Source organism: Janthinobacterium sp. GL_088, assembly GCF_057837845.1.
In genome coordinates, this window is the sequence record NZ_CM174453.1 from 4,518,542 (window position 1) to 4,543,913 (window position 25,372).

The following is a 25,372-nucleotide window of genomic DNA, read 5'->3' on the forward strand; positions in this document are numbered from 1 at the left end:
CAGCATGAAACCAAAAGAGCTGATCATCACCAATATTGAAGCGTTCTTGCTGCAGCCGCTGACCGCAGCGGGCTTCAAGTTCTCGCCAAGCCAGCTGACCTTCAAGCGAGCAAAGGACGAATTCGTCCAGGCCATCCATTTCCAGGCCAACCGCCATAATGAAGAGGATGTCTGCGTGGCATTCTGGAGCCACTATCAGGTCTCGTCCAGATCCTATACAACATGGCACAAGGCACGCTACGGCCGTGAACCTGTCAACAATATCGTTGGCGGCGTGGCGGACTGGAATATCCCGAATTGGCAATTCCCTGTCATCGATGTCAAGGAGGACAAAGAACACCAGCTGGTCGATCCGGTCCATCGGGCAACAGTCATGGTCTGCCTGCGGGACAATCTGCTGGAGTTGGCCATTCCCTGGCTCGACCACCGGTCCAACTGGGAAAATGCGGCCCTGGCCCTGGTTGAAGCGCACGACTCGCATGCCAGGGCCTGCGATTTTTATCTGATGGCCGGCAAGCAGGAAAAAGCCTTGTGGGCCTTGAACGAAGGCATTGCCTACTGGGAAAGAAACCCCAAGGCATCTTATCCGCAAGAAAAAGAGGAGATCGCTTTGCGTATGGAACGCTACTTCAATGCCACACCAATCTGAACCATGACAAAGATCACTTGCCCCTACCACGACGCCTGCGGCCATCATTTTGACAGCAGCGCACTCGATGCGGCCGATGGCGATTTTCTGAAATCGGCCATCGGCAAGAACATGACCTTCATGTTCCTGCACTGCCCCGCATGCTCAAGGATATTCCAGTTCAATCCAGTCGCCTGGACAGCGCAGGCTTGCGAAGCCGTCACCCCCAAGGTCGCGAAGAAAAGCGGCAAGCAGCTGGAGAAATTGCTGGCAAGTAAAGAAGTAGCCCTGCCCCAGGCCTATCTCGCTCACCTCCGCAGCGGAAAGTCGCGTCCCGACGTGGCGATTTTCACGGATGAAGACCCCTTCACGCTGTACAGCCTGGACGCGCTGTGTCATGACGTCGAGGTCGATGGCACACGGTATCTGGCAGTCCGGCAACTGGCAGGCTTTGCGCAGACCCTGGCGCAAGCGGCGGGAACAGGTTCGAAGCAGGCAGCACCGTTCAGTCTTGCCGAGCTGGCGGATTGCCTGTCCATCGGCGAGGAAAACACGCGCATCCTGTTCATCGACAGCCGCGACAACGAAGCATTGTGGATTTATCACTGCGACGGCGGCGATGTCGAAAAAACGCGGCTTACCGTGAGCGCCCTGAGCGGACCTGACGCATCCTGAAGCGCGCCACACGCCGCAGATTCTGCGGTCTCGCTCTTTTCCAGCAAACAATATTGGAAAAACATGTTATTTTTTAAATAGTCATCCGTAGACACTGGTTCCTCACAGCAATCCATGGCACCATGGCTGCGCCGTTTTGCCTGCAACGCGGCCTCCCTCGGACCAACCAGGAACCCACTATGTCGTCATATCGCACTCTCGCCGGCAGCATGCTGCTCGGCCTGGCCGCAGCGGGCATCGCCCATGCACAAGCACCCACGCCCGCCGCCGCCAACACCGATCCCCACCTGTGGCTGGAAGACGTCCTCGGCGACAAGCCGCTGGCCTGGGTCAAGCAGCACAATGCCGTCGCCACCAAGGAACTGGAAGGCCAGCCCGGCTTCCCCGCCCTGCAGGCGCGCCTGAAAACCATCCTCAATTCCAAGGAACGCATTCCCGATGTCAGCAAGGAAGGCGAGTATTACTACAACTTCTGGCGCGATGCCCAGCACGTGCGCGGCATCTGGCGACGCACCACGCTGGCGCAATACCAGCTGGCCGAGCCAACTTGGGAAACCGTGATCGACCTCGACCAACTGGCCGCCGGCGAGAGTGAAAACTGGGTCTGGGGCGGCGCCTCCTGCCTGTATCCGAAGGGCGAACGGTGCCTCATTTCCCTGTCGCGCGGCGGCGGCGACGCCAAGGTGGTACGCGAATACGACGTGGCCAAGCGCGCCTTTGTCGAAGGCGGCTTCACCCTGCCCGAAGCGAAGGGCAGCGCCAGCTGGATCGACCAGGATACCCTGTTCGTTTCCACCGATTTCGGCCCTGGCTCGATGACCAGCTCCGGCTACCCGCGCATCATCAAGCAGTGGCAGCGCGGCACGCCGCTGGCACAGGCGCAAACCTTGTACGAAGCCAAACCCGACGACTTGAGCGCCGGCGCCTACAAGGACTTCACTCCCGGCCACGAACACCAGTTCATCGAGCGGCAAATCGATTTCTACAGCGGCGAAATGTTCCTGCGCGACGGCGCCGAGTTGAAAAAGGTGCCGAAACCGGACGACTCCACGGCCTTCACCGTGCGCGACCAGCTGGTCATCACCCTGCGCTCGGACTGGAAAGTCAACGGCAAGACCTATGCGCAAGGCTCCTTGCTGGCCACGGATTTCAAGGCCTTCATGCAAGGCAAGCAGGAACTGGAAGTGCTGTACGCACCCACGGCCACGTCTTCGCTGGACAATGTCACGGCGACGAAATCGGCCATCCTCGTGACGACCCTGGACAAGGTCAAGAACCGCCTGACGGAGCTGCGCCACGTGAACGGCAAGTGGCAGCGCCGCGCCGTCGATGCGCCGAAGCTGGGCACCCTGGTCGTCAGCGCGCTCGATCCCGTCGACTCGGACCAGTACTTCCTGAAGGTGACCGACTTCCTCAACCCGACCGCCCTGTACCTGGCCACGGCGCAGAGCGACAAGCGCACGAAAATCAAGTCGCTGCCGGCCTACTATAACGCGGCGCCATACAAGGTGGAGCAGTTCGAATCGACGTCGAAGGATGGTACCAAGGTGCCGTATTTCGCCATCATGGGCAAGAAGACCAAGTTCGACGGCAGCAATCCCACCGTGCTGTATGGCTACGGCGGCTTCGAAGTGTCGCTGAAACCGAGCTACAGCGGCACCACGGGCGTGGCGTGGCTGGAAAAGGGCGGCGTGTACGTGCTGGCGAATATCCGCGGCGGCGGCGAATTCGGCCCCCGCTGGCACCAGGCGGCATTGAAGGAAAACCGCCAGCGTGCGTATGACGATTTCATCTCCGTGGCACAGGATTTGATCAAGCGCAAGCTCACCAGTCCGCGCCACCTGGGCATCATGGGCGGCAGCAATGGCGGCCTGCTGACGGGTGCCGTGCTGGTGCAGCGTCCCGACCTGTTCAACGCCGTCGTCAGCCAGGTACCGCTGCTCGACATGCGCCGCTATAACAAGATGCTGGCGGGCGCCTCGTGGATGGGAGAATACGGCGACCCGGACGTGCCGGAACAATGGGCGTACATCAGCAAGTACTCGCCGTACCAGAACGTCTTCAGGGACAAGAAATATCCGCGCGTGCTGTTTACCACTTCGACGCGCGACGACCGGGTCCACCCTGGCCATGCGCGCAAGATGGTGGCCAAGATGGAAGAGCAAGGTCACGACGTGCTGTACTGGGAAAACACGGAAGGCGGCCACGCGGGCGCGGCCAACAACGACCAGCAGGCGCTGATGTGGGCGCTGACCTACACCTTCCTGCTGGAGCAGCTGAAGTAATGGGGTGGTGTCGGATTACGCATCCCGCCAATCCGACCTACCCGGTTACTTCGCCTGCGCGCTGGGGCGTTCGGCAATGCGGTCGCGGTAAGCCTGCAGGTTGAGCAAGCCTTCCGCGCCGGGACGGTACTTCATCAGGCCACGCGCGAATTCCAGCGCACAGAAGGCCGTGATGTCGGCAATCGTGAAACGCTCGCCGGCGATGTACGGCTGCTGGGCCAGCACCTGGTCCAGCCACTGCGCCGTCTCGCGCAGCTTGCCCGCCTGCGCCGTGGCGAAATCGGGAAACTGCGGGTTTTCCAGCGCCACCAGGGCCGGATGGCCGTGGCGCACCCAGTTGGCGGCGGCGCTGAACAAATGCAGTTCCACGCGGCGGTCTGCCATTTCAATGAACGCGCGTTCCTCGAATCCTTCGCCCATCAGGTTCGGCTGCGGCTGCAAGCCTTCCAGGTAAGTACAGATGGCGCGCGTTTCGGTCAGCACGCGACCGTCCGCCAATTCCAGCACGGGCACGCGACCCAGCGGGTTTTTCGCCAGGAAGGCGGGATCGCGGTGCTGGCCCGCCATCAGGTCGAGCGCCACTTCCTCGATGCCGGTGATGCCTTTTTCGGCAATGAACATGGTAACGCGGCGCGGATTGGGCGTGCGGGGGCTGATAGTCAGTTTCATGTGCAGGTCTCGTCTCGTTGTAGTGGTGGATGGTGGTCGACAGTCAGGTACGGCATCGGCCCGTGGCAAGGCGGTCAGGCGCCCATCATACCAGCGCACCGCCATGCTGCGCCCTCCTGGCGCGTTGACTTTGCCCCCGTTTCCACTTAGATTGCTGTACGGGAACGCTGGCTTTCAGTTCCAGCGATGTCCCGCTACCGCCATCAACGCTCGCAGCCTACCCGGCTGGCGGGCGTTTTACCCATGAACGAAGGGCATACCATGCATCGCACACCGACTCCGCGTTTCCGCCGCAGCCAACTGGCCGCCGCCGTCCTGGCACTGACCGCCATCACCGCCGTCATCCCGGGCCACGCCGCCCCCGCCGCCAAATACGCGTCGGCCAGCCACGCCCTTGGCACCACCACGCAGTTGCCGCGCGGCGTCACGCCCTTGCACTATATCCTGTCGATCACGCCGGACGCTGCCGCCTCGACCTTCAAGGGCGCAGCCGCCATCAAGGTGGCCGTCGACACACCGACCAGCAGCATCACTTTCAATGCCTTGAACCTGGCGTTTGCCGCCGCCGCCATCGAAGGCGCAGGCGGCAGCAAGCAGGTGACGCGCAAGATCGATATCGACGCGGACAAGCAGACGGCCACCGTGCATTTTGCCGAGCCCCTGGCCAAGGGCGAATACCTGTTGCGCATTGACTACACCGGCAAGATCGGCACGCAGGCCACGGGCCTGTTTTCGCTCGACTATGACACGCCGCAAGGGCGCCAGCGCGCGCTGTACACGCAGTTCGAGAATTCGGACGCGCGCAGCATGCTGCCGTCGTGGGATGAGCCGGACTACAAGGCGACCTTCGCGCTGGACGTGATCGTACCGAGCAACCAGATGGCCGTCGGTAACATGCCGATCGCCAGCAGCGAAGAGCTGGGCAATGGCATGAAGCACGTGTACTTCGCCACCACGCCGCGCATGTCGACGTATCTGCTGTTCTTCGGCCTGGGCGACTTCGAGCGCGCCACGGCCATGAGCGACGGCACGGAAGTGGGCGTCATCACGAAGAAGGGTGCGCTGGCGCAAAGCCGCTTCGCGCTCGACGAATCGGCAGCCCTGCTGCGCGAGTACAACGATTACTTCGGCGTGCGCTATCCGCTGCCCAAGCTTGACAACATCGCCGCACCGGGCCGCAGCCAGTTCTTCGGTGCCATGGAAAACTGGGGCGCCGTGTTCACCTTCGAATACGGCCTGCTGCTCGACCCGACCATCTCGACGCAGACCGACAAGGAAAACATCTACACCACCCTGTCGCATGAAATGGCGCACCAGTGGTTCGGCGACCTGGTCACCATGCGCTGGTGGGACGACCTGTGGCTCAACGAAGGCTTTGCGTCGTGGATGGAAAGCCGCACCACGGAGCATCTGCACCCCGAGTGGAATACGGCCCTGTCCAACGTGGGCGGGCGCGAATCGGCCATGAGCCAGGATGCGCTGCGCACCACGCACCCGGTGGTGCAGCGCATCGCCACCGTGGAACAGGCCAGCCAGGCCTTCGACGGCATCACCTATCAGAAGGGCGAAGCGGTGATCCGCATGCTCGAAGCGTACGTGGGCGCCGACACGTGGCGCACGGCCGTGCGCAGCTACATGCGCAAGCATGCGTATGGCAATACAGTATCGGACGACCTGTGGCGCGAAGTCGATGCGGCCGCGGGCAAGCCCGTCAGCGCCATCGCCCATGATTTCACCCTCCAGCCGGGCGTGCCGATGATCACCGTGGGCGAGGCCGTGTGCAGGAAGGGCAATACGCGCGTGACCCTGACGCAGACAGAATTTTCCAAGGACCAGCCGGACAAGAAACCACTGTCGTGGCGCGTGCCCGTCATCGCTTCGACGGTCGGCAACGGCAAGCTGGCCAAGGTGGTGCTCAAGAATGGCAAGGCGACCCTGAACGTGCCCGGTTGCGGCGCCTTGCTGGTGAACGCGGGCCAGAGCGGCTACTACCGCACCCTGTATGCGCCCACCGGCACGCGCGCGCTGGCGGGCAGCTTCGCGCGCCTGGCGCCGATCGACCAACTGGGCTTGCTGGCGGACAGCCAGTCGCTGGGCATGGCGGGCTTGCAGGACCCGGCCGGCTTCCTGGAACTGGTGAAGGCCACGCCGCTGTCGGCCGACCCGCAAGTGCTGGGCCGGGTGGCCGCATCGCTGAACGGCCTGTATGAGCAATACGCGGGCGACCCTGCGCGCCAGCAGGCTTTCGGCCGCTTCGCCATGGCCCGCCTGGCACCGATGATGGCGCAGACGGGCTGGGAAGCGCGTGCCGGCGAAGCGTCCAGCGTGGCGACCCTGCGCGGGCGCCTGATTGCCATCCTTGGCGACATGGGCGAACCGGGCGTGATCGCGGAAGCGCGCCGCCGCTACGCGGCCAGCGAACAGGATCCCTCCGCCATGCCCGCACCGCTGCGCCGCACCATCCTGGGCGTCGTGGCCCAGCATGCGGATGCCGCCACCTGGGAGCAGCTGCACGCCAAGGCGCAGCAGGAAAAGACGCCGCTGGTCAAGAACCAGCTGTACGACCTGCTGGCGTCGACCGACGATGCGGCCCTGGCGCAGCGCGCACTGGCGCTGGCGCTGACGGATGAACCAGGCGTGACCAACAGCCCGGCCATGATCTCGCGCGTGTCGCGCAGGCATCCGGAACTGGCCTTCGACTTCGCGCTGGCGCACCTGGAGCAAGTCAATGCGCGCGTCGACGCCAGTTCGCGCAGCCGCTACTTCCCGCGCCTGGCGGCCGGTTCGGCGCAGCCGGACATGATCGCCAAGCTGGAAGCATATGCGCAGGCCAACCTGCCGGCCAGCGCGCGCGGCGACGCCGACAGTTCCGTGGCCGGCATCAAGTACCGCATCAAGGTGCGCGCCGAGCGCCTGCCGGCCGTCGATGCGTGGCTGGCCAAGCAAACGGGCTAAGCGCCCGCGCCCGGCGCCGCAGGACGGCGGCGCCGGGCATTTTCCAGCCCAGTACGAAAATCCGGGCAAAAAAAACCGGCTTCGCAAAGTGCGGTAGCCGGTTGAAACGCTGTTTCAGAGCGCAGGGATAAAACGGAAAACACATGAAAAAGTGGAAATCGTGCCGGTCATTGAGGTGTCCGGCAACCTTGCGCCCGGGGTTTCCGTGCGCCATGTATCCACTATGCCAGTCCTTCCCTCGGGCAGGCTTAGGACTTCATTAAATCGCTGGCCGTTTCCTGTTTTTCCCCGCTTTGCTTGCCCGCGTGGCAATATTTCCTGCCGCGCCAGCCTGTCTGGTGCCGATGGTTGAGCTCACCGGCTAAGCTGTTGAGTCATGCCTGCATCCTATCGCTCCCGGAACGTAGTGATTTGCGCACCGCATGCTGTGTGCCAACAAAAGCATCATAACAGCGCCATATGACCGCCTTATGACGCAGCTCTAAGATTGCACGCGCGCCGCCGTGCGGATCGCGTACTATTCCCCCATCGCCCTTGCCCCGTCTGCCCCATGTTCAGCCAGAACCTTCGCACCGTTTTTCTGCTTGCCTGCGCCGTGCTGGCCGCTTGCACGCCCTTGCCGCACACACCAACTCCTGCACCGGCCGCTCCTGCCACCATCCCCGCGCCGCCGTGGCAGCGGCAAGGCGTGCACCTGCTGCACATCGCGCCCGAAGAATCCCTGCTGACCATCACCGTGCGCCGCGGCGGCGCGCTGGCGCGGCTCGGGCATGACCACGTGGTGGCCAGCCGCAGCCTGCAAGGCGTGGTGGCGCCCGCGCTGGGACGCGCGCAGTTCCGCTTCCGGCTCGACGAGCTGCGTGTGGATGAAGCAAACCTGCGCCAGGCGGCAGGCCTGACGACGACGCCGTCGGCCGACGCCATCGCTGGCACGCGCCACAACATGCTGGTGCGCGTGCTCGAGGCAGAACGCTATCCGTGGGTGGGCATCGACGCGCGCCGCACGGGCAACAATGAGGTGTTTGACGCCAACATCACCCTGCATGGCGTGACGCGCACGGTGCAGCTGCCGGTGCGGATCGAGCAAGCGGCCGATGGACGCCGCCTGCAGGCCAGCGGCAGCCTGCTGCTGAAACAGAGCGACTTCGGCATCGTGCCGTTTGCCGTCCTGGGCGGCGCCATGGCCGTGCAGGATCAGATAGAACTGGCGTTTCGCATCACCGCCCGGCAGGAGGTCAGCGCGCCAGGATCAGGCGCAAGCCCAGGCCGATGAAAATGGTGCCGGCCACCCGGTCCAGCCACAGGCCGGCGCGCGGGCGGCGGTTGAGCCACAGGCCGACGGCGCCGGAAAAATAGCCGAGCAGGCCGAACAGCACACAAGCCTGCGCCGTGAAGACCAGGCCCAGTTGCGCCGTCTGCCAGCTGGCATTGCCCTGGCCCGCGACGATGAACTGCGGCAGAAAGGAGAGAAAAAACAGCACGACTTTCGGATTGATACTGTTGGCAAACAAGCCCTTGCCGAACAGGCGCAGCAGGGACTCGTCCGGCAAGGCGGCCGCGCCATCGACTCTGGCGCCGCCACGGCTGCGCAAGGCGCCGATGCCCAGCCACACCAGATATAGCCCGCCAGCCACTTTCAGCGCGGTAAATGCGGTGGGCGAGGCGGCCAGCAGGGCGGACACGCCGATGGTCGCCAGCACGGTGTGCGTGAGGCAGCCAAGGGCGCAGCCAAGGCCGAACGCCATGCCCTGGCGGCGCCCGCGCGACATGCCCACGCCCAGCACCATCAGGTTGTCGGGGCCGGGACTGGCGGTAATGAGGACGGCGGCGGCCAGGAAGGCCAGGAACTGGTCGGGACTGAGCATGAAGATCTCGCGGGCAAAGGCGCCATGATACCGGAGCGGGCGCCATGCCTGCAGGACATGAAATTGCCGTATGTCACCGAGAGTCGATTAAAATGGGCACTCCACAGCAAACGGCGTTGCCGCCGGTTCCCGCGCGACCATCACCCAACCCATCGATGCCAGCCCACCCGCCCCCTTCCCGCCACCGCGCTTCCAGCTCCCGCGTCTGCGCCTGGCTATGCGGCTGGCCGCTCCTGCTCAGTCTGCTGTTTGGCCTGCTGGGGCTGGCGGGCGCGGCGCAGGCGGCGCCCTTGCCCCTGAGCACGCAAGGCATCCAGCACCTGGGCAACGGCGGGCAACTATTTCTCGCCGGAAATGAGGCCGCGCCTGCCGATGCGGCCGCCCTGCCCGCCTGGCTGGCACGCCAGCGTCCAGCCGGACAAGTCGACCTGTTCGGCGGCGCCTACTGGCTGCATGCGCAGGTGCGCAACGACAGCAGCGAAACGGCCTGGGTCATCGACCCGAACGACACCCTGATCGACCTGGTCGACCTGCACGTGTACGGCCTCGAGCCGCACGCAGCGCCGCAAACCTTGCTGACGGGCTACCAGCGTCCGCACGAATATTTGTTGCACTACGGCAGGAACGTACAACTGGCGCCAGGCGCCACGTATGACATCCTGATCCGCTTTTCCAGCCCGTATTACGCGCGCGCGCCCCTGTTCGGCGTGAAGACGCAGCAAGACTACCGCAAGCTGGTAGGCAAGGAAAACTTCCTGATGGTGGCGTCGATCGGCGCCCTGCTGGCGCTGGGCCTGTTCAATTTCTTCATCTTTTCCATCACCCTGGAAAAAGCCTCGGCCTATTACGCGCTGTACGTGCTGACCTATGGCCTGGCCTGGGCCATGACTTTCCACGTCTTTGCCGACCTGTTCGACTGGCATTTGCTGCAGCTGCATTACGTGCCGTTTTTCCTGCTGCCCGTCTTCAGCACCCTGTTCTACATGCACTTCCTGCGCCTGCGCGACTATTCGCCCCGGCTGTACCGCATCAGCCAGGTCAACCTGGTGCTGCCCCTGCTGCTGCTACCCAGCTGCTTCTTCGCCCTGTCGTATGCGCACACCCTGGCCACCATCGTCATCAGCATCTGGATGCTGCTGGCGCTCGTCTGCGGCATCGTCGTCTGGCGCCGCGGCTACCAGCCGGCGCGCTTCTTCGTGCTGGCCTTCGTCGCCCTGATGCTGCCCGGCTTTCTGATCCTGCCGGCCAACCTGGGCCTGATGCCGGCCATGGTGGCCAACGCCCAGCTGGTGACACTGCTGGGCGGCACGCTCGACGGCTTGCTGCTGGCGTTTGCCCTGGCCGACCAGATCCGATTGCTGCGCAACAACCTGGAACAGCGCGTGCAGGAACGCACCCTGGCGCTCACCCTCAGCAACGACGCCCTGCTGAAGGCCAAGGAACACGCGGAAGTGGTCAGCCGCCACCGCATCGATTTTCTGTCCGCCATGAGCCACGACATCCGCACGCCGCTGGCCGGCGTGATCGGCATGCTGAAATTCGCCTTGCGCGACCAGTCAGTCAAGGGCCGCACGCAGGAGTACCTGCGCATCGGCCTGCACAATGGCGTATCGCTGTTGACCATTCTCAATGACATCCTCGATTTCTCGAAGATCGACGCGGGCAAGCTGACCCTGGAAACCGTGGACTTCGACCTGCTGGCGCTGATCGGCGACGCGGCCGGCATCGTGCAGGGCCAGGCCGACGCCAAGAGCCTGCTACTGCGCCGCGAACTGGCGCTGGACCTGCCGCGCTACGTGCGTGCCGACCCCACGCGCCTGCGGCAAATCCTCATCAACCTGCTGGGGAACGCGCTGAAATTCACGGCAAATGGCGAAGTGCTGCTGGAAGTGCGGCGCGCCCGCACGCCGCCGCGCCGCGACGGCTGCAGCGAGATTGAATTCATCATCAGCGATACGGGCCCCGGCATCGACGCGGACACCTTGCCGCGCCTGTTCCAGAAATTCGAACAGGCCGACCACTCCACCACGCGCCGCTACGGCGGCACGGGCCTGGGCCTGGCCATCTGCAAGGAACTGGTCGAACTGATGCAAGGCACGATCGGCGTGGAAAGCCGGATCGGCATCGGCTCGCGCTTCCATTTCACCTTGCCGCTGACGCCGGGCAGCGCGCCGGCGGCCGACGCGCGCCGGCCGGCACGCCACGCGCGCCACGCCTGCCGCCTGCGCGTCCTGTGCGCCGAAGACGTGCGCACCAACCAGATCATCATCGGCACCCTGCTCGAAAGCATGGGGCATGCCGTGACCATCGTGGAAAACGGCGAGCAGGCGCTGTGCGCGCTGGGCACGGAACCCTACGATTGCGTGCTGATGGATGGCCGCATGCCGCTGATGGATGGCGAACAGGCCGCACGCCTGATCCGCGACGGCGGCAACGCGCAATTCCCCATTTCCGACGCGCAGATCCCCATCCTCGCGCTGACGGCCAACGCCAGCGAACATGACCGGCAACGCTACCTGGCTTGCGGCATGGACGATTTCCTCAGCAAACCCGTCGACGAAGCGCTGCTGTTCGAGAAAATCGACGCCATCATCGACCTGCTGCTGGCGCGCGGCCACGCGTTGCCGCCAGCCGTGCCCATCGAGGACGACACCCTGGCGCGCCAGTTCGGCCTGGACGACGCCGCCGACGAGCCAAGCGCACCGGCCGATCCCATGACGGCGCCCGTGCACATCCTGCCGCTGGCTGGCCTGTCGCCGCAACATTTGCAGCGCATCGCGCAAGCGTTCCTGACGGAAGCGCCGAGGCGCCTGGACCTGGCCTGCCACGCCGTGCGCGACGGCAACGCCAGCGCGGCCGCTGCCGCCTTCCACGCCTTGAAGGGCAGTGCCGGCTACCTGAGCCGCCCCACCCTGCACGGCCTGTGCCACCAGATGGAAACCCTGGCCTCGAACGGCCAGCTCGATAACGTGGAACAGTTCCTGCCGCAGCTGCAGGCGGCGCTGGCTGTGGCGCGGCGCGACCTGGAAACTCAGCCCGCAGGCTGAGGCATCCAGCCCTGCGCCTGCAACCACGCCAGCAGCAGTTGCGGCCAGGCGGCCGGCTCGCTGCCCGGTTTGCCCAGGCCCCAGCCATGGCCGCCGTGCCGGAACTGGTGCAGCTCGACGGGTACGCCCGCGCGGCGCAGGGCGGCGGCCATCAGCAGGCTGTTCGCAGGTGGGGAAATCGGATCGTCGAGCGCCTGCGCAATGAACATGGGCGGCGTGCGCGCATCGACGTGCAACTCCACCGACAAGGCGTCGCGCGCCGCCTGCGCGGGATGGGCGCCCAGCAGCTCTTTCTTCGCATGCGTCGTGTCGAATGGCGCTTGCATGGTCAGCACGGGGTACAGCAGCACGGCAAAGTCGGGCCGCGCGGAGACGCCATCGATCGCATCGACGGGCGCGTAGCGGGCCGCATCGGCCTGCACGGCCGTCATGCCGGCCAGGTGCGCGCCGGCGGAAAAACCCAGCATGCCGATGCGCGCCGGGTCGATACCCCACTCGGCCGCCCTCGCACGGATCACGCGCATGGCCCGCTGGCCGTCCTGGAATGGCGCAGCCACCCCGCCGCCTTCGCGTGGCAAGCGATACACGAGTTCAAACGCCGTGACGCCGTGCGCCTGCAGCCAGTTGGCGGTGGGGCCGCTCTCCTTGCCCGCCTCGATATGCGCATAACCGCCGCCGCTGACCAGGAGCATGGCGATACCGTTCGGCTGCGCCGGGCGGTGCGCGATCAGGTAAGGCTGGTCGACCTGCGTGATGGAGCCTTTGGCGCTGTCGCGCTGCGGGCCCGGCGCAGCGCCACCGGGCGGCGCGCCGGGCCACAGGACAATCGCGCCAGGCGGCGCGGCACCCGCGTGCAGGTGGACAAGGACAAGACACACCAGCATCAGGCGTTTCATGCCTTGAAATCCGTCTCGCCCTGGATCACGGCCGGATACCCGGTCATGGCGCGCGACGTCTGCATGCCGGCCATCACGGCCGCCTCCACGCAGCCCGCATTGAGGCCCGTCTTGATCCAGTCGCCCGTCAGGAACAGGTTGGAAAAGCCCGACTGGTCGGTGGCCAGCCGGTACTGCGTGCTGTTCACCACCGACATCACGTAGCGCTCGGACGGGTCGACGTTGGCGCGCCAGTACTGGCTGTCGAAGCGCGTCGCTCCCGCACGCTCCTTCGCGTCGACCAGCCATTGCCACGGAAACGCGCCCGGCGCGCCCGCCTCGGGCCACAGCGCGCCGATCTCGCGTTCCAGCTGGTGCAGCGCGCCCTGCTTCGCCCTTGCCGCGCAGCGGGCGGGGAAATCCGTGTCGGTGACGGGCGGATAGCTGTCGACGGGGAAGGCGCTGCAAAAGTAGGAGACGTTTTTCGGCTCCAGCCCCGCCGGCCAGTCTTCGTGCGCCAATAACTGGTCCATCGGCGCCCACGTGTCGTACGGCTCCGTGAAGGCCGACAGCACCGGCTGCTGGCCCTTCGGCTGCGTGGTCCAACCCATCTGCGACAGGTTTTTGTTCAACCACACCTGATAGGCCTGCGTGGCCACGGTTTTCACCTTGTCGGCCGCCAGTTGCAAGGCCGGACTTTGCGCCAGCAGTTGCGGGCACAGGGCTTGCAGCGAGCCGATGGAAATGCCGAACACCACCTTGTCGAAGTCGACGCCCTTCTTCAAGACCGTGGCGGGCAGCGCGCGGCCGAACGCCTGCTGGTACTGCTGCGGCCAGCCGCTCCAGTACGATTCCAGGTTGACGTCCTGCGCTTGCAGCAACGCCGCTTGCGCAGGATCAAGCTGCGCGTAATCGGGCGCGCTGGGCCAGCAAGCCAGGCCCTTGACGTCCACCAGCGGCGCGTAGCCGGCGGCCGGGTCCTTCAACTGCACCTGCTGCGTGATGCGGATGCTGTCGATGTCGCCCGCGCCCGGCACCAGTTCCTCCACGCGCTGGAAGAACTTGAATTCCACGCCCCTTTTTTTCAGCACTTCGTACAGCGGCGTGAAAATCGTGTCGCCCATGCCGGCCTGCATCTTGAACATGATGCCGCCCTTGTAGGCCAGGCCGATGCGCGCCATCGAGCGCAACAGCGTGCCCGCCTCGATGTTCGGCTTTCCAAAATCGCCGCCCTCGTAGGCGAAGACGAGGTCGTAAAAGCCGCGCACGGGCGCCGAGTTGACGCTGAACTGCTCGTCGCCGCCATGCTTGCGCAGCCAGTCACGGAAGTCGATGTCGTTGATGACGTCAAAGCCGTGCTTGAACACGCCATCCTGGAACATGCCTTTCATGACCGTGATGCCCAGGTCCAGGCAAATGAACAGGCGGCGCAATTCATCGTCGCCATCGATCAGGGCGCGGTAGCGCAGGCGCAGCCAGGCGCGGATGCCGTTCAGGGTACTGGCCAGCAGCTGGTGGCGGGCCTGGTCGTGGCGCGTGGAATCCGGCGCCAGGTCGGCCACCAAGGCCGCCAGCGCGCCCACGGACAGGCCCACGTCGAGGCCCAGTTCATCGGCCTGCCCCACCACTTCATCGGCCAGGCGGCGCAGCCAGCCCGGCCACACGCCTTCGCCTTGCGACGCACTGGCGCGCACGATGCGCGCATCGGCATCGGCCACCTGGCGGATCTGGCGTATCCACTGCTCGATCCAGCCCACCATGGCGATGGCCATCTGCCACAGGGTGATGTCTTCGCCGCCCTCGCCCGGTTCGCCCGGCAAGGTGGGAAAGACGATGGACCAGTTGCGCCACTTGCCCTTGACGTCTTCCGACAGGGCCACGTAATCGTGCTGTTTGAAGGCGTCGCGCCAGGTGGCCAGCGGCGCGCCGGGCGGACGTTCCAGGCTCGCATACGCTTCCTTGATCATCTTGAATGCATTCGCGTAGAAGCCGAACCAGATGTGCAAGCCGTGTTCCTCGATGCGCTGGCCCACTTGCGCATTGCGTCCGCTGGCGCCCTTGCCGCCCAGGCGCCAGCCCAACTGGTAGACCGTGATGGCGTGCTGGTTTTGCCAACCCGGCTGGTTCGTCAAATAATACGCGGTGGTCATGGCCGCCACGCCACCGCCGAGAATGGCGATCTTTTCCGGCGCGATGCGGGAATTGTCGACCAGTTCCTCGCCCGGCATGGCCGTGAAATCGAAGTTCACATTGAACGGCAGGATGGCCGTTTGCGGCCCCAGTTTCAAACCCAGGGTCTGGTCCAGGGGGAAGCTGTCGAAGGCGTGCACCGTGCATTCATACTCGTAGCCCAGCAGGCGCGCGCTGTGCAGGCGATTGATCTCGGCCGGCGCGGCCACCAGGGCCTGGTACACGGCTTTCACACCGGCGCTATCCGGGAACTGCTTGAGGAAAATCTGGTCGATGCGGGGATTGCGCAACAGCGACAGGATGTCGGCCCAGCCGGCCTGGTCCATGTCGAAGAAATCGGGAATGGAGAGGAAAATCTGGAATGCCTGCTCGATGAGCTCCAAAAAGCTGTTGACGGGCTTGTGCTGCCCCGTCTGCACGGTGGCGTTGACTTCCAGCAACGGGTGCAGGGCCAGTTTCGTCTCCGGCGAGAAATGCTGGAAACCCTTGGCGGCCACGGAGCAGCGCAGCGGCTCGCTGCCGGCGGCGGGAATTTCATAGTCGCACAGGTATTTCGGATAGCCGAACAGTTCGCGCCCATTGATCAGGGCCATCGCGTCGTCGACAAAAATATGGCACGGGTACCAATAGATATGCGCGAGCTTGCCTGCGGCATCCATCTGGCCGACCATGATCCAGGTGACGATGTCGACTTCCGTGATCCAGCCCTTGGCCTGGTCGACGGGATTGGCGGAGTCCGCATGGTTGACGCGGGTAAACGTCAGCATCACATACGGCGACAGGGCCTTCAGGGTCATCTTGCTGCCCGCCACCTGGTTCAGGGTGGTATTCACGGTCGCTTGCAATTTCGCCAGGTCGCCACGGACGAAATAGCCGTACATTTCCGACTGTTTCAATTGCAGCGGCGCATGCATCATCACCGAACCACCCTGATAGATATACGAAGGTCTTGCCGAAGGTGTCGCCGTCATTGCCCTGTCCCCTTTAAGTTTCATTCAAACAAGATTTCTACAGTGTATTTGAGAAAGATCAATGAATGATATGAAATAAATTAAAGGATTTGCCAAGATGCATAGGCTCAGCAGAAACGGGGGAGGACCAGCGAAAGGCAAGTGGCGGCCATCCGGTGTAGGATGGATCATCCGTGCAAAGCAGGCGAACTGACCCAGAAATGATTACTACCGACTACGTATCCACTTATTCCGGCAACCGCTTTTATCCCTTGCGCCCGCAAATCGACAAGGTCGCCATCGAAGACATCGCCCACGGCCTCGCTTACCAGTGCCGCTTCAATGGACAGACGCAAGTGTTTTACTCGGTCGCCCAGCACAGCCTGATCGTCGCCGAACTGGTGCCGCCCCCTTTGCGCCTGGCTGCCCTGCTGCACGATGCGGCCGAAGCCTACCTGGGTGACATGGTGAAACCCTTGAAAGTGTTGCTGCCGGAGTTTTCGGTGCTGGAAGACAAGGTCAGCGCCATCATCGCCGCCACGTATGGCCTGGATTTTTCCGACTACGCACCCATCAAGCGGGCCGACCTGATCGCGCTGGCCACGGAAAAGCGCGACCTGATGCCGCACTCGGCCGAGCGCTGGGCTTACCTTGACGGCATCGCCCCCTTGCCCGGTATAATCGAGGCCATGGGCCCGGCCGAAGCCAAGCAGCGCTTCCTGCAGGCCTTTGCCCAGCTGGGCGGGTTTGGACTGGCGGCATGAACACTTCTGCCGCAGCTTCACGAACGGGCGCTAAGCCCCGGTTTTTGCACGGCTTTTTTAGATATCCACAGCAACTGTGGATAAAGTTGTTGATAAGCCCCTCTTGACAAGCCGCAACACCAGTATTGATGCGGGTTTCAACAATTTGCTGATTTCACAGGCAATTTTTTACCCCAATGAAATCAATGACTTGTGATCAAGAGTTTGCGCTAGAACAAACTTACTCTGCCACCATGAAAATATATTTTGCTGTGCATAAGCAGAGTGGCGCCAGGCCGTCTTGCTTGAACAGCATTGTTTTGACAAACCCCGCAGACTGGCATAGTGTGGAGTAGCGACTACGATCAACGGTGGATAAACGCATGAATACGGATAGCGACAGTTCCGCCAAAGGGGCGGACGAACCGGACTGGCTGGTCGACGAACCGCTGGGACGGACCGATGCGGCGGCAGAACCCGCCACCGCGGCGCCCTGGCGCGTGCTGATCGTCGATGACGATGTCGACGTGCATGTGGTGACCAAGTTCGCCCTCAGCCAGGCCAGTTTCCAGGGCCGCCGGCTGAGCTTTTTGCACGCGTATTCGGGCGCCGAGGCGCTGGTCTTACTGCGCGGCACTCCCGATATCGCCGTGGTGCTGCTCGATGTGATCATGGAAACCCAGGATGCCGGCCTGCAAGTGGCACGCCAGGTGCGCGAAGAACTGCACAACAGCGCCGTGCGCATCATCCTGCGCACGGGCCAGCCCGGCCAGGCGCTGGAACACCGCATCATCATCGACTACGACATCAACGATTTCTGGTGCAAGACCGACCTCACCACGCGCAAGTTGTTTACCACCGTGATCGCCTCGCTGCGCACCTACGCCACCTTGCGCGAAGCGCAGCAACAGGTCACCGAACTGGCCGCCGCGCTGGCCCAGTGCGGCGACACGCCAGCGGCGCCGGCCAGCGGCACGCCCTGACCACCGCCCGCTACTTTCAGTCATAAAAATCAGAACACTGGATGGGCATACAGGCTTGTGGCATGCCCCATTTTGGCCCGTCTTGCCGGCCCATCGCATGTGCCGAGCGGCTCCAATTTCCTAAGTGGCGGATTGTTAAGCGCTTTTTCAGATATCCACACGGACTGTGGATATCTTTGTGGATAAGCGCCTATTGACAGGCCTCAAAGCCACAGCCCGTGCGGCTTTCAATAAACTGCTCAATCAAACAGCAAAAATAAAACTCATTAAAATCAAACACTTAGAAACTCACACATAATCACAAGAAAATTATTTCGCCAATTTCGTTAACCCATCATTTGTGCATAACTGAGCCGTAATGATCAATCCGACAACACCGGACTCACGCTGCCGGCAACACAGTTGCCGCGTAGAAACTCAATGCACGGTCTGGCGGCGCTGCTCCGGATGCAGCAGCACGCGCTCGATCAATTCCGGGGCGACATTGTATGACTTCAGGTATTCCAGCGCACACAAGGTGCTGAAGGCGGCCTGCACGGCGATGCCCAGATTGACGATATCGCACATCTTCTGGTCGATGCGCACATGGCGCACCACCGGTATGGCAGGCATATGCAGCGTTTCTGTGGAATGAGGCATGATGGACAACTCCTGCGAAGGGGACGGAGGGGAAGACGGCGTAGCGGTGCGAACCGCGACAGCGCGGAAAGGGACAGTGCTCGTGTTGCCGCTAAAAGTATTGCCGATAAACTCTCGATGTCAATGGCAGGGAAACATGAGCCACGGTTTTTTCTTGCAGGCACAAGCGCAGCCGAAAGCGATGGACAAGCGCGAGCGGCCACGGCGATAATCAGCCATGTCCTCGCCTTCTCCCCTTCCGCCCGACCTTCCCCGCCCGCAGCCCGCCTCGCTTGCCGACCTGTTCTTCTCGTTCACCTGGCTGGCCCTGCAAGGCTTTGGCGGCGTGCTGGCCGTGATCCAGCGCGAGATGGTCGAGCGCAAGCGTTGGCTGACGCAGGAGGAATTCCTGGAAGACTGGGCCGTGGCGCAAATCATGCCCGGACCGAATGTCGTCAACCTGTCCTTGATGGTGGGCGGGCGCTATTTCGGCTTGCAAGGCGCCCTGACGGCGCTGGCCGGCATGCTGGCCGTGCCCCTCGTCATCGTGCTCGTGCTGGGCGTGCTGTACACGCATTTTGGCGACAATCCGCAGATGGCGGGCTCCCTGCGCGGCATGGCCGCCGTCTCGGCCGGCATGATCGCTGCCACGGGCGTGAAACTGGCGACCGCGCTGGCCAAGCATCCGCTGCCCCTGTGGCTGACCTTGTCCATCACCGTGCTGGGCGTGCTGATGGTGGCCGTGCTGCGCTGGCCCCTGCTGTACATCCTGCTGGGCCTGGGCGGCATCGGCTGCCTGCTCACGTACCGGAAGCTGTCCGCATGAATCCGCCCCTGCAACTGGTGTTGAGCACCGGCGACTGGCTGAACCTGTTCGGCCACTACCTGATGCTGTCGCTGATGTCGATCGGCGGCGCCATTTCCACCACGTCCGAAATGCACCGTTTCCTCGTCGAACAGCATGGCTGGCTGACGCAGGCGCAATTCAATGAATCGATCGCCATCGCCCAGGCCGCGCCCGGCCCGAACGTGCTGTTCGTCGCCCTGATGGGCTGGAACGTGGGCATGAACGCGGGCAGCTATGCGGCGGCGTATCTGGGCGTGCTGGTGACGATGGTGGGCATCATGCTGCCCAGCACCACCCTCACCTACGTGGCAGCCCAGTGGGGCTACCGCAACCGCGACCTGCGTCCCGTGCGCGCCTTCAAGCAAGGCATGGCACCCATCGTTGTTGCCCTCCTGATTTCCACGGGCATGATTTTGGGCGGCGCCAACCATGATTTCCGCACGGACTGGCCCCTGTGGAGCCTGTCCATCGTGGCCGGCCTGATCATCTGGCGCACGAAGATCCATTTGTTGTGGCTGCTGGCCGCTGGCGCCGTGCTAGGTTGGTTCCAGCTGGTTTAGTACGCCTATCAAAAGGCTCTGTCATCGGTAAATAGGGGAACTGCCGGAATCTTCCCTTGGCATTGCTGTCTGACTCTGCATACTTACCAGACAGGGAGCAGATCATGCAGCCAGCCGAATGGATCCGTTTTATCGCCCAGTTTGCTCACCTGAACCGACGCCAGCGGCAGACAGGCATCGCCCTGCTGCGTGGCAACGCACCGCAAGACGCGACCGTCGCGTTGCTGGAAAGCGTGGCGCAGCCGCGATTGGCCTGTCCCGCCTGCCGCTCGCCTCACCTGCACCGGCATGGCCATGCGCACGGCTTGCAGCGCTACCGCTGTGTGCCTTGCGGACGCACTTTCAATGCCTTGACGGGCACGCCGCTGGCCCGCTTGCGTCACAAAGCGCTATGGATCGCGTATGCCGATTGCCTGCTCGACTCCGCCTCGGTGCGCCAGGCCGCTCAGCAGCTGGGATTACACCGCAATACCACGTTTCGCTGGCGCCACTGCTTTCTCAGCGTGGCGAAGACGGACCGGCCGCATGGCCTGCATGGCATCGCCGAGGCCGATGAACTCTACGTGCTGGAATCGGAAAAGGGATCGAGGCAGATGACGCGGCCGGCTCGCCGCCGGGGCGGCCATGCCTTTAAACGCGGTATCTCGAATGAGCAAGTCTGCATCCTGGTGGCGCGCGACCGCACGGGCCAGACCCTTGATTTCGTCACGGGCAAAGGCGCGTTGACGAAGGCGCAGCTGCACCGATGTTTGTTGCCCGTTATCGACAAGGATGTTCTGCTGGTAACGGATGGCCATGCGGCCTACCGGGCGTTTGCGAGGGAAGCGGGCATCAGCCACGAGGCCGTCAACTTGCGCGCCGGCATCCGTGTGCAGGGCGCCGCGCATGTGCAGAACGTCAATGCGTATCACAGCCGCTTGCGGCAATGGCTGCGTCCGTTTCACGGCGTGGCGACGCGCTACCTGCCAAATTACCTGGGCTGGCGCTGGATACTCGACGCCAGACGCATCCGTTCACCAGAAACGTTATTGAAAGCAACCCTGGGAGTATTCCCACATCTGACGGTGACATAGCCTATCAAAACCTACTGCGCGTCGTAATTTGCGGCCTGCGATGCTCACTGTACATTCGTACAGTTGCGCTTCTCAAGCCAACGGGGGCGCCGAGCCTTCCTTCCGCTCGCTACGGTTTTGTTAGGCGTTGTTAAGCCAGTTATTAAGCCTACACGGCCAAATGGCGCTTCACGTCGTCGCCATCCATCTGCGCAGCCAGTCCGCTGGCGACGACGCTGCCGCGCGACAGCACGATGAATGCATCGGCCAGCTCGCGGGCAAAATCGAAATACTGTTCGCACAACACGATGGCCATGTCGCCGCGCTGTTTCAGCAGGCTGATCACGCGGCCGATATCCTTGATGACGGACGGCTGGATGCCCTCCGTCGGCTCGTCGAAGATGATCAGCTGCGGCTCGGCCAGCAGGGCGCGGGCGATGGCCAGCTGCTGCTGTTGCCCGCCTGACAAATCGCCGCCGCGCCGCTGCAGCATCTCTTTGAGCACCGGGAACAGCTCATACACGTGAGGATCGATGCGCGAGGCTTGCCTGCCCCGCTTCACCGCCATGCCCATCAACAAGTTTTCCTCGACCGTCAGGCGCGCAAAGATGTCGCGCCCCTGCGGCACGTAGGCGATGCCCAGCTTGGCCCGCGCATGCGGCGTCAGTTTCGTGATGTCGCGCCCCTGGAACACCACCGTGCCCTGCGCCACGGGCAGCACGCCCATCAGGCATTTCAACAAGGTCGTCTTGCCCACGCCATTGCGCCCCAGCAAAGCCAGACACTCGCCCTTGCGCGCCGACAGATTGATGCCGCGCAAGGTGTGCGAGGAGCCATAGTATTGATTCAATTGCTCGACTTCCAGCATATGTGTTCACCTTCCCAGATAGACTTCGATGACCCGCTCGTCGGCCTGCACTTCGTCCATGCGGCCCTGCGCCAGCACGGCACCCTCATGCAGCACGGTGACGATGCCTTGCTGGGCAATGTCCGTGACGAAACCCATGTCGTGCTCGACCACCATGATCGAATGCTTGCCGCGCAATTCATTGAGGAGCTCCGCCGTGCGCGCCGTTTCCGCATCCGACATGCCGGCCACGGGTTCGTCCAGCAGGATCAGCTGCGGCTCCTGCATCAGCAGCATGCCGATTTCCAGCCACTGCTTTTGCCCATGCGACAGCAAACCGGCCGGCCGCGCCTCGTGGCCGTTGAGGCGGATCAGGCGCAGGATGGCTTCGATCTTGCCGGCCTGCTCGGAGGTCAAACGGGCAAACAGGGTGGGCGCCACGCGCTTGTCCATCTTCATCGCCAGTTCCAGGTTGTCGAACACCGTGTGCTGCTCGAACACGGTGGGGCGCTGGAACTTGCGGCCGATGCCCGCGTGGGCGATCTGCGCTTCCGTCATCGTCGCCAGGTTCATGGTCTGGCCAAACCAGGCCGTGCCGGACGTGGGCCGCGTCTTGCCCGTGATGACATCCATCATCGTCGTCTTGCCCGCGCCGTTAGGGCCGATGATGCAGCGCAATTCGCCCACGGAAATATCGAGGCTCAGCTTGTTGATGGCCTTGAAGCCGTCGAACGACACGCTGATGTCCTCCAGATACAAAATCGCGCCATGCGTCGTATCGACACCCTCGCCTTTGACGCGCGAATACGTGGCGCCAGCCTCGGTGCTGGCCATGCCGGGCAACATGCGGATACTCATGCGGCCTCCTCTGCCACGACGGTCGCCTTTTTACGTTTGAGCTTGCTCAACACGCCCAGCATGCCTTGCTGCATGAACAGGGTGACGACGATGAACAGCAAGCCCAGCGCGAACAGCCACAGCTCCGGCAAGGCGGCCGTGAACCAGCTTTTCAAGCCGTTGACGGTGAAGGCGCCCAGGATGGGACCGATCAAGGTACCCCGTCCACCGACTGCCACCCACACGACCATTTCGATGGAATTGGCTGGCGACATTTCGGACGGGTTGATGATGCCCACCTGCGGCACGTACAGGGCGCCGGCAATGCCGCACAGCACGGCCGACAAGGTCCACACGAACAGCTTGAACCACAGCGGGTTGTAGCCGAGGAACATCAAGCGCGCCTCGCTGTCGCGCACGCCCTGCAGCACCCTGCCCAGTTTCGAGCGGACGATGGCGCGCGCGCCGATCAAGGCCGCCAGCAGGAAGGCCAGGGTCAGCAGGAACAGCACGGCCCGGGTGGCGGGCGCCGTGATGCTATAGCCGAGGATGGTCTTGAAATCCGTGAAACCGTTGTTGCCGCCAAAGCCGGTATCGTTGCGGAAGAACAAGAGCATGAAGGCATACGTCATCGCTTGCGTGATGATGGAAAAATACACGCCCTTGATGCGCGAGCGAAACGCAAAATAACCAAACACAAAGGCGAGCACGCCCGGCACCAGCACGACGAGCGCCATGCAGTACCAGAAGTGTTCCGTAAACGCCCAGTACCACGGGTAAGTCTTCCAGTCGAGAAAGATCATGAAATCGGGCAAGCTGCTGTGGTACTGGCCCTGGTCACCGATGGCGCGCATCAGATACATGCCGTGCGCATACGCGCCCAGCGCAAAGAATACGCCGTGGCCCAGGGACAGGATGCCCGTGTAGCCCCAGACAAGGTCCAGCGCCAGCGCGGCCAGCGCGTAGCACATGAACTTGCCTACCAGCGCCACCGTGTAGGCGGACACGTGCAGCGCATGCCCTTCGGCAAACGCCAGGTTAAAAATGGGCAACAGCGCCGCCAGCAACGTGCATGCGGCAAGCGCCAGCCAGACGGGCCGCGTAAACAGGCCTTGCTTGGTTTGACAGGAGGTAATCATTCGACGCTGCGTCCCTTCATGGCAAACAGGCCCTGCGGCCGGCGCTGGATGAATATGATGATGAACACGAGAATGGCGATCTTCGCCAGCACGGCGCCCGCCACCGGTTCGAGGAATTTGTTGACTTCGCCCAGGCCCAGCGCGGCGATCACCGTACCAGCCAGCTGGCCCACGCCGCCCAGCACCACCACCATGAAAGAATCGACGATGTAGCTTTGGCCCAGGTCCGGCCCCACATTGCCCAGCTGCGACAGGGCCACGCCACCCAGGCCCGCGATGCCGGAACCGAGGCCGAAGGTCAGCATGTCGACCTTGCCCGTCGCCACGCCCACGCAATCGGCCATGCGGCGGTTTTGCGTGACGGCCCGCACGAACAGGCCCAGCCGTGTCTTGTTCAAAATCAACCACACGGCCACCACGACAACGACGGCAAAGCCGATGATGGCCAGCCGGTTGTACGGCAGCACGAGGCCGCCCAGCACGGTGACACCGCCCGACATCCACGCGGGATTGGCCACTTCCACGTTTTGCGCGCCGAAGATGGTGCGCACGGCCTGCATCAGGATCAGGCTGATGCCCCAGGTGGCCAGCAGGGTTTCCAGCGGCCGGCCATACAGCCAGCGGATCACCGTGCGCTCGAGCGCCACGCCCACCAGCCCGGCGACGAGGAAGGCAGCCGGCAGCGCAGCCAGCAGATACGCATCCTGCAGGCCAGGCAGGAAGTTGCGGAAGAACAACTGGCACAGGTAGGTCGTGTAAGCGCCTATCATCAGCAATTCGCCGTGCGCCATGTTGATAATGCCCATCAAGCCAAAGGTGATGGCAAGCCCCAGCGCGGCCAGCAGCAGCACGCTGCCCAGAGAGATGCCGTAGAACACATTGCCGGCGAATTCCATGCGCGCCACCCGTCCCTTGATCTGGCGCATGGTTTCGATGGCGGCCAGCTGCACGGCCTCGTCCGGCTCACCGCCCTTCTCCAGCATGGCTTGCAGCACGGGCAGCAGGCGCGCATCGCTGCTGCCGGCCAGCGCTTCCACAGCTTGCTTGCGTGTGGCCGCGTCGGGCGCATGCAGGTTGGCGCTGGCGATCAGCACCTGCAATATCTGTTTAATCTCAGCATCGTTTTCCTGCGCCAGCGCCTTGCGGATCAGGGGAAGCTGCGCGGGATCAACCGCCTTTTGCAAGGCCTGCGCGGCTGCCAGGCGCGTGGCCCGCTCCGGCGCCAGCAGCTGCAAGCCCGACAAGGCCCCCGCCACGGCCGAGCGCAAGCGGTTGTTGACCATCACGCCATCGATGCCGTCCGGCAACGGCACGTTCTTGCCGCTTGCCGGGTCATATGCCTGCTCGCCATCGACGATATACACCGTGCCGTCGGGTGCGGCATACAGGGCATCGCCCTGCAAGGCTTGCAGCACACGGTCGGCCTCGGGCGTGGCCAGGGCGGCGATCTGCGCGACGGCGGCGACCCTGGCATCGGGGTCGTCGCCGGCCAGCGGTTTGAGCAAGGATGGATCGATGGCGGCCTGGGCCATGGATGACAGGCACAGGCAGGCGAAGACCAGCTGCGATGTGAATAGCCTCATTGATATCCCGGAAAAGCGTTGATG

20 protein-coding genes are annotated in these 25,372 nt (G+C 63.4%); 11 read left to right on the forward strand and 9 right to left on the reverse strand.

From position 1 onward, the window contains the following. Positions 1-4: 4 nt before the first annotated feature. From AC3IQ7_RS20180 to AC3IQ7_RS20190, 3 genes are all read left to right on the forward strand, one after another. Entirely contained in the window at positions 5-649 is a 645-nt protein-coding gene (locus AC3IQ7_RS20180) for a DUF4304 domain-containing protein (protein WP_489207149.1), read from the forward strand. Between the two features lie 3 nt (positions 650-652). Further along, positions 653-1,303, forward strand: coding sequence for a hypothetical protein (locus AC3IQ7_RS20185; protein ID WP_489207150.1), 651 nt, complete (start codon positions 653-655; stop codon positions 1,301-1,303). A 179-nt stretch (positions 1,304-1,482) separates the two neighbouring features. After that, positions 1,483-3,588 (forward strand): prolyl oligopeptidase family serine peptidase, encoded by a 2,106-nt coding sequence (locus AC3IQ7_RS20190; RefSeq protein ID WP_489207151.1) that lies wholly within the window; start codon positions 1,483-1,485, stop codon positions 3,586-3,588. Positions 3,589-3,633: 45 nt separating this feature from the next. Here the strand turns inward: AC3IQ7_RS20190 and AC3IQ7_RS20195 are convergent, their stop codons facing one another. Beyond that, on the reverse strand, positions 3,634-4,257 hold the full coding sequence (locus AC3IQ7_RS20195; protein WP_099378646.1) for a glutathione S-transferase family protein: 624 nt from the start codon (positions 4,255-4,257) through the stop codon (positions 3,634-3,636). Between the two features lie 261 nt (positions 4,258-4,518). Between AC3IQ7_RS20195 and AC3IQ7_RS20200 the strand changes: the two genes are divergently transcribed. Both AC3IQ7_RS20200 and AC3IQ7_RS20205 read left to right on the forward strand, forming a co-directional pair. Then, positions 4,519-7,212, forward strand: coding sequence for a M1 family metallopeptidase (locus AC3IQ7_RS20200; protein ID WP_489207152.1), 2,694 nt, complete (start codon positions 4,519-4,521; stop codon positions 7,210-7,212). A 550-nt stretch (positions 7,213-7,762) separates the two neighbouring features. Continuing rightward, positions 7,763-8,485, forward strand: coding sequence for a YceI family protein (locus tag AC3IQ7_RS20205; protein WP_489207153.1), 723 nt, complete (start codon positions 7,763-7,765; stop codon positions 8,483-8,485). Here the strand turns inward: AC3IQ7_RS20205 and AC3IQ7_RS20210 are convergent. Beyond that, positions 8,448-9,077 carry a LysE family translocator gene (locus AC3IQ7_RS20210; RefSeq protein ID WP_034754929.1) on the reverse strand — a complete coding sequence of 210 codons (630 nt, stop codon included), beginning with the start codon at positions 9,075-9,077 and terminating at the stop codon, positions 8,448-8,450. The genes AC3IQ7_RS20205 and AC3IQ7_RS20210 overlap by 38 nt on opposite strands. 155 nt (positions 9,078-9,232) lie before the next feature. Here AC3IQ7_RS20210 and AC3IQ7_RS20215 point away from each other — a divergent pair, with 155 nt between their 5' ends. Next, positions 9,233-12,124, forward strand: a complete 2,892-nt coding sequence (locus AC3IQ7_RS20215) for a hybrid sensor histidine kinase/response regulator (protein ID WP_489207154.1) — start codon at positions 9,233-9,235, stop codon at positions 12,122-12,124. On the opposite strand, the gene AC3IQ7_RS20220 is transcribed toward AC3IQ7_RS20215, so the two are convergent. Both AC3IQ7_RS20220 and AC3IQ7_RS20225 read right to left on the reverse strand, forming a co-directional pair. Beyond that, positions 12,109-13,020, reverse strand: coding sequence for an alpha/beta hydrolase (locus AC3IQ7_RS20220; protein WP_322429355.1), 912 nt, complete (start codon positions 13,018-13,020; stop codon positions 12,109-12,111). The two genes, AC3IQ7_RS20215 and AC3IQ7_RS20220, sit on opposite strands and share 16 nt — an antisense overlap. After that, positions 13,017-16,160 carry an NAD(P)-binding protein gene (locus AC3IQ7_RS20225; RefSeq protein WP_489207155.1) on the reverse strand — a complete coding sequence of 1,048 codons (3,144 nt, stop codon included), beginning with the start codon at positions 16,158-16,160 and terminating at the stop codon, positions 13,017-13,019. Before AC3IQ7_RS20225 ends, AC3IQ7_RS20220 begins: the two co-directional genes overlap by 4 nt. Before the next feature lie 200 nt (positions 16,161-16,360). Between AC3IQ7_RS20225 and AC3IQ7_RS20230 the strand changes: the two genes are divergently transcribed. Then, a complete protein-coding gene (locus AC3IQ7_RS20230; RefSeq protein ID WP_489207156.1) occupies positions 16,361-16,903 on the forward strand; it encodes a phosphohydrolase in 543 nt (180 codons plus the stop codon). Between the two features lie 362 nt (positions 16,904-17,265). After that, positions 17,266-17,865 carry a hypothetical protein gene (locus AC3IQ7_RS20235; protein ID WP_489207157.1) on the forward strand — a complete coding sequence of 200 codons (600 nt, stop codon included), beginning with the start codon at positions 17,266-17,268 and terminating at the stop codon, positions 17,863-17,865. Between the two features lie 417 nt (positions 17,866-18,282). On the opposite strand, the gene AC3IQ7_RS20240 is transcribed toward AC3IQ7_RS20235, so the two are convergent. After that, on the reverse strand, positions 18,283-18,504 hold the full coding sequence (locus AC3IQ7_RS20240) for a hypothetical protein (protein ID WP_099380899.1): 222 nt from the start codon (positions 18,502-18,504) through the stop codon (positions 18,283-18,285). A 217-nt stretch (positions 18,505-18,721) separates the two neighbouring features. On the opposite strand from AC3IQ7_RS20240, the gene AC3IQ7_RS20245 reads away from it, so the two are divergent. From AC3IQ7_RS20245 to AC3IQ7_RS20255, 3 genes are all read left to right on the forward strand, one after another. Further along, positions 18,722-19,309: a chromate transporter gene (locus tag AC3IQ7_RS20245; RefSeq protein ID WP_489207158.1), complete on the forward strand. Its 588-nt coding sequence runs from the start codon at positions 18,722-18,724 to the stop codon at positions 19,307-19,309. Further along, complete coding sequence (locus AC3IQ7_RS20250; protein ID WP_489207159.1) at positions 19,306-19,890, forward strand: chromate transporter; 585 nt, start codon at positions 19,306-19,308, stop codon at positions 19,888-19,890. Before AC3IQ7_RS20245 ends, AC3IQ7_RS20250 begins: the two co-directional genes overlap by 4 nt. Positions 19,891-19,994: 104 nt before the next feature. Then, positions 19,995-20,963, forward strand: coding sequence for an IS1595 family transposase (locus AC3IQ7_RS20255; protein WP_489207160.1), 969 nt, complete (start codon positions 19,995-19,997; stop codon positions 20,961-20,963). Between the two features lie 148 nt (positions 20,964-21,111). Here the strand turns inward: AC3IQ7_RS20255 and urtE are convergent, their stop codons facing one another. The 4 genes from urtE to urtB are packed head-to-tail and all read right to left on the reverse strand — an operon-like array spanning position 21,112 to position 25,348. Continuing rightward, positions 21,112-21,810, reverse strand: a complete 699-nt coding sequence (urtE, locus tag AC3IQ7_RS20260) for an urea ABC transporter ATP-binding subunit UrtE (protein ID WP_099380735.1) — start codon at positions 21,808-21,810, stop codon at positions 21,112-21,114. A 6-nt stretch (positions 21,811-21,816) separates the two neighbouring features. Then, positions 21,817-22,647, reverse strand: coding sequence for an urea ABC transporter ATP-binding protein UrtD (gene urtD, locus AC3IQ7_RS20265; RefSeq protein WP_099380734.1), 831 nt, complete (start codon positions 22,645-22,647; stop codon positions 21,817-21,819). Further along, complete coding sequence (gene urtC, locus AC3IQ7_RS20270; RefSeq protein ID WP_489207161.1) at positions 22,644-23,765, reverse strand: urea ABC transporter permease subunit UrtC; 1,122 nt, start codon at positions 23,763-23,765, stop codon at positions 22,644-22,646. The genes urtD and urtC overlap by 4 nt, the downstream gene beginning before the upstream one ends. After that, positions 23,762-25,348: an urea ABC transporter permease subunit UrtB gene (gene urtB, locus AC3IQ7_RS20275; RefSeq protein WP_489207162.1), complete on the reverse strand. Its 1,587-nt coding sequence runs from the start codon at positions 25,346-25,348 to the stop codon at positions 23,762-23,764. The genes urtC and urtB overlap by 4 nt, the downstream gene beginning before the upstream one ends. Between the last annotated feature and the right edge of the window lie 24 nt (positions 25,349-25,372).